This window comes from Dietzia sp. DQ12-76 (assembly GCF_014145045.1).
Classification (GTDB): Bacteria; Actinomycetota; Actinomycetes; order Mycobacteriales; family Mycobacteriaceae; genus Dietzia.
In genome coordinates, this window is sequence record NZ_JAALDV010000434.1 from 1 (window position 1) to 3,943 (window position 3,943).

General features: G+C 71.2%; 3 protein-coding genes and 1 pseudogene. 2 read left to right on the forward strand and 2 right to left on the reverse strand.

All coding sequences use genetic code 11. The features are described 5' to 3' along the window. On the reverse strand, positions 1–578 hold a 578-nt coding region (locus G6019_RS14160; RefSeq protein WP_182627845.1), incomplete at its 3' end, for a TetR/AcrR family transcriptional regulator. 57 nt (positions 579–635) lie between these two features. Here G6019_RS14160 and G6019_RS14165 point away from each other — a divergent pair. Both G6019_RS14165 and G6019_RS14170 read left to right on the forward strand, forming a co-directional pair. Next, entirely contained in the window at positions 636–1,922 is a 1,287-nt protein-coding gene (locus G6019_RS14165; protein ID WP_206681834.1) for a cytochrome P450, read from the forward strand. A gap of 202 nt (positions 1,923–2,124) precedes the next feature. Next, on the forward strand, positions 2,125–3,702 hold the full coding sequence (locus tag G6019_RS14170; RefSeq protein ID WP_241726067.1) for a DUF4389 domain-containing protein: 1,578 nt from the start codon (positions 2,125–2,127) through the stop codon (positions 3,700–3,702). Positions 3,703–3,738: 36 nt separating this feature from the next. On the opposite strand, the pseudogene G6019_RS14175 reads toward G6019_RS14170, so the two are convergent. Beyond that, positions 3,739–3,943: pseudogene (locus G6019_RS14175) on the reverse strand (TetR/AcrR family transcriptional regulator); the annotation flags it as partial.

Below are 3,943 nucleotides of genomic sequence, written 5' to 3' on the forward strand. Positions count from 1 at the left end.
GCGGCGTCCGGGGGATCGCAGGCCCGCACCGCGAGTTCGGCGGTGAGCATCACGATGAGCTGCCGGACCCGGTGGCCGGCGAGGTCCCGTCCGCAGCGGGCGGTGGCGGCGGACACGAGCATCTCGAGCTGGTCATGCAGTGCGGTGCCGGCGACCGGTCGGTCGGTCAGGGTGCGGTCGACCTCGGCGAGCGCCCCGACCTGGGCGATCACCCGGAGGGTGCACCGGCCCTCGTCGTCGTCCAACAGGTCCGCCAGCGGCGACACCACCGCCCGGACGATCTCCGCCAGGTCGGGGGCCGATGACGGGGCCGACGACGCCCACCTCTGCAGATCGGCCCGACGTTCGTCCTCCATACGCAGGACCCCGCGGAGCAGCACGTCCTCCAGCAGGCCCATGCGGCCCCCGAAGTGGTAGTTGATCGCCGAGTCGTTGCCCTGGCCGGCGTCGCCGACGATGTCGCGGATCCGTGCGGTCCTCCATCCGTCGGAGGCGAAGCGCCGCAGTCCGGCCTGGTACAAGGCCTCCCGGGTGGCGGACGAGCGGGGCCGGGGTGACAGGGCGGTGGAGCGGGGCACCCGCCCGAGTCTAGATCCCCTCTTCCGAGCTTTTAACAGGTCGTGTTAACTGGGGCCATGACCCGTACAGTGCAGTCCGGTCGCGACTCGGCACCGCCCGCGCCCACACCGCCCGAACCCGGCTTCGATCCGTTCGACCGCGCCCACCTGGCCGACCCCTATCCCGGCTACCGGTGGCTGCGCGAGACCGACCCGGTCCACCACCACCGCGGGGACGGCACCGCGGCGCACCCGGACTTCTGGGCGCTGTCGCGTTATGCCGACGTGGACGCCGCCGTCTGTGACCCGGCGACGTTCTCCTCGGCCAGCGGTCTGACCTTCTACCGGGACGAGATCGAGACGCTGGGGCTGGCCCCGACCATCGTCATGATGGATCCCCCCGAGCACTCCGCGAAGCGGCGACTGCTGGCCACGGCGTTCTCTCCCAGGCGCGTCGCCGAGGCCGAGCCGCTCATCCGCGACTTCGCCCGCGGGAGACTGGCGGAGATGGCCGCGAGGGACGACGGCGACGAGGTGGTCGACCTGCACCGGGACTTCAGTTCGCAGATCCCCACGCATCTGCTGGCCCACCTGTTCGACCTGCCGGAAGCGGACAAGCCGAGCTTCGGCCCGTGGGTCAGCGCGCTGACGACCCTGCAGGAGGAGGGGTTCCGCCCGGCGGGGCTGGAGGACGGGGCGGTCTCGGCGGTGGCGGAGATGTTTGGATACTTCGGTGAGCTCATCACCGACCGGCGCGCGTCCCCGGGCGGGGACCTCATCTCGGCGCTGACGCAGGCCGAGATCGACGGCGAGCGGCTGGACGACTGGGACATCCTCGGGTTCTGCTTCGTGATCGTGGCCGGCGGCAACGACACCACCGGCAACCTCATCTCGCACACCGTCTCGCTCCTGGACGCACATCCGCAGCAGAGGGACCTGGTCGTGGCGGACCCGGGACTGATCCCCGGCGCGCTGACCGAATGCTTGCGCTTCGAGTCCAGCGTGCAGGCGCTCGCGCGGACGACCACGCGCGAGGTGACCGTGGGCGGGGTGACGATCCCCGCGGGGGAGAAGGTGATGATGCTCTACGGTTCGGCCAACCGCGACGAGCGTGAGTTCGGACCCACCGCCGAGGAGCTCGACATCCGCCGTGAGACCACCGGGCACCTGGGGTTCGCCCGCGGCCCTCACTTCTGCATCGGCTCGCACTTCGCGCGGCTCCAGGCGCGGATCGCCGTCGAGGAGCTCTACGCGGCCCACCCGTCCGTCACGGTGGACCGGGGCGGGGCCGTGAGGGCGCTCTCTCCGTTCACCAGAGGGTTCCATTCGCTGCCCGCGACGGGGTTCGCCGTTGCGCCGAGCTGACCCGCTCGCCGCGATCATGTCCGCGAGCGCGTCTCGCGACGGGGTTCCGGACAGGGTGTCACGGGTGGGAGGCGGGGTGGGATCCGGGGTTGATCGGCGGTGAGAACCCGCCGCCACAGTGCTCACATAAGAGTAAGGTCACCACGTATAGGCGGATGCGCCGTCTCGGGTGGGTCCGCACACTGCTGCACGAGGACTCATCATGGGAACTTCACACGCCACCCCGTCCGGTCCCTCCTCGACCCCCGTCCACGGCCCTCCGCGGACCCGCCCCCTGAACTGGGTCCTGCTCGTCGCCGGGGTCCTGCTGGCCGTGTTCGGCCTCGGCATGACAGCGGCCGGGGCGGCGATCCTGGTAGCCGACGCCTCCCAGCGGGACGGGCAGTACGCGTTCACCGACACCGACCGCCTCCAGACCGTGGGCCACGCCATCACGACCGCGCCCCTGACGATCCATGTCGACGAGGGAGCCACCGTCGGGCCCTACGGTCTCGACGACCTGATCAGCCTCCGACTCCGCGCGACCCCGGTGGTCCCCGGCCAGGACGTGTTCCTCGGTATCGCGGACGCATCCGACGTCTCTGCCTATCTCCGCGATGTCCCCCACGCGGTGATCGGTGACCAGCCGTGGGATCCCGGATACTCCGCGGGCCCCACATATGACTGGGGATCGGGGATGTGGGGATCGGGGAACGACGCCGAGACGGCCCTCGACGAGGTGCCGGGCACCCGTGCCCCCGAACCTCCTGCCGACCAGGACTTCTGGGCCCAGTCCACGACGGGTGCAGAGCAGCAGACCCTCACCGTCGACCTGCGGTCCGGCGACTGGGTGGTCGTGGTGATGAACGCCGACGGCTCCCGCCCCGTGTGGGTCGACGTCCAGGTGGGCGCACACACCGAGGTGTTCGGACTCGCCGGGCCCGGTGTTCTCATCGCCGGACTCGTGGCGTTGGCGCTGGGGCTGCCGCTGATCCTCGTGGCGACCGCGGGGCTGGGCCGGGACATCGACCGGCACGCCGACCCCGACGCCCTTCCCGGGGCCGGTGCGGGCGCTCTTCCCGCCGGCGTGGGTCCCGATCCGCTGCGTCTGACCGGGCACCTGGACCCGCAGGTGTCCCGCGGTCTGTGGTTGATCAAGTGGCTGCTGGCGATCCCGCACTACATCGTGCTGGCCCTGCTGTGGTTCGCGCTGGTCGTCACCACGGTCGCCGCGGGACTGGTGGTGCTGTTCACCGGCCGCTACCCGCGGGCGTGGTTCGCCTACAGCGTCGGAGTGCTGCGGTGGAACTGGCGCGTCGGGTTCTACGCCTACTCCGTGCTCGGGACGGACCGGTACCCGCCCTTCTCGCTGGCGCCGACCGACTATCCGGCCGGATTGGACGTGGCCTATCCCGAGCGGCTCTCGCGCGGCCTGGTGCTGGTCAAGTGGTGGTTGCTGGTGATCCCGCACCTGTTGATCGTGGGCATCCTCACCGGCGGCGGGGCGGCCCTGACCAGAGCCTCGGAGTACGGGGGCGCCGAGTGGAACATCTCGCTGGTCGGCCTGCTCGTGCTGATCGCCGCGATCGGGTTGCTGTTCACCGGCCGCTACCTGCCCCGGCTCTTCGACCTCATCGTGGGCCTGAACCGCTGGGTGTACCGGGTCGGCTCGTACGTGTTGCTCCTACGCGACGAGTACCCGCCGTTCCGCCTGGATCAGGGGCCGGAGGAGCCGGACCGGGACCCGGGGGAGGCGACCGGTCTCGTGTCGTCGGAGGACGCGGGCGAGCCCGTCAGCTAGCGCCGGCGAGCCCGTCAGCTAGCGACGGCGGGCCCGTCAGCTGGCGCCACCGCGGTGGCCCGTCACCATGCGGGCGAGGAGATCGGCGAGTCGGTCGTCGATCTCCTCGCGCTGGTCGGCGGGGATGTCGAGAGCGTCCAGCAGGGTGCCCCGCAACACCGGCCAGGCGTAAACGGCGGTGAAGACGAGGAGCAGTTCGACGTCCCCGGCCGGTGGGGGCGAGGTCATGCGGCGCAGCGCC

Bases quoted from the DNA above. Each gene is read 5' to 3' on its own strand.
- G6019_RS14165 (WP_206681834.1), top strand. From the start codon at position 636: ATGACCCGTACAGTGCAGTCCGGTCGCGACTCGGCACCGCCCGCGCCC.
- G6019_RS14170 (WP_241726067.1), top strand. From the start codon at position 2,125: ATGGGAACTTCACACGCCACCCCGTCCGGTCCCTCCTCGACCCCCGTC.